The 522-nt window shown below is 62.5% G+C and carries 1 protein-coding gene; it reads right to left on the bottom strand.

Features of this window, described 5'->3' with window-relative positions:
• Nucleotides 1–8 precede the first annotated feature (8 nt).
• Nucleotides 9–522: IS66 family transposase (locus tag OKC30_RS21390; protein ID WP_210538931.1), on the bottom strand; the 514-nt coding region annotated here is incomplete at its 5' end.

The raw sequence follows: 522 nt of genomic DNA, 5'->3' as shown, positions 1-522 counted from the left end.
GTATCTATTCACCAGGACGGGGTTGACGGCATCAGTTCTGCCGGGATGGGATAATCTGTCTTCTCGATGCACGCCCTGACCACGGCCCTCAACCACTCCTGTGGGCAGCGGCCCAATCGCTTGCCGGTCTCCACCAACGACAGGATGCGCTGGCGAAACAGCTCGCCCCGGTGAGACCACACGCCGTAGCTACCCTTGCGCCAGAGCACATAGCCACGCAGCGCCCGCTCCGCCTCGTTGTTGGTCAGCGCTATTTCGTCGTCAGTCATAAACCGCCACAGCATCTCGTCATCCCGCAGCAGCAACTGGCATCGTCCACGGTAGCGTTTGCTGCACAACAGGGCGCCGCGCTCCAACTGGCTTCGCCAGCTTTGCCGGTAACGCGCGAGCCTGCGCAGGTATTTCTGCTTGCTCAACGCACCGCTTTCCCAACGGTGCCGGGTACGAAACACCGCATCCGCCAGCAAGACCAACCGGGCACCGATGGGCTGGTTGCACTGCTCGCTACTCTCGGCGATGGCC

It is taken from the genome of Aeromonas sp. QDB18, assembly GCF_027705325.1.
Lineage (GTDB): Bacteria > Pseudomonadota > Gammaproteobacteria > Enterobacterales > Aeromonadaceae > Aeromonas > Aeromonas caviae.
The sequence above is the reverse complement of the archived record's forward strand: the minus strand, read 5'-3'. Positions and strand labels throughout refer to the sequence as shown.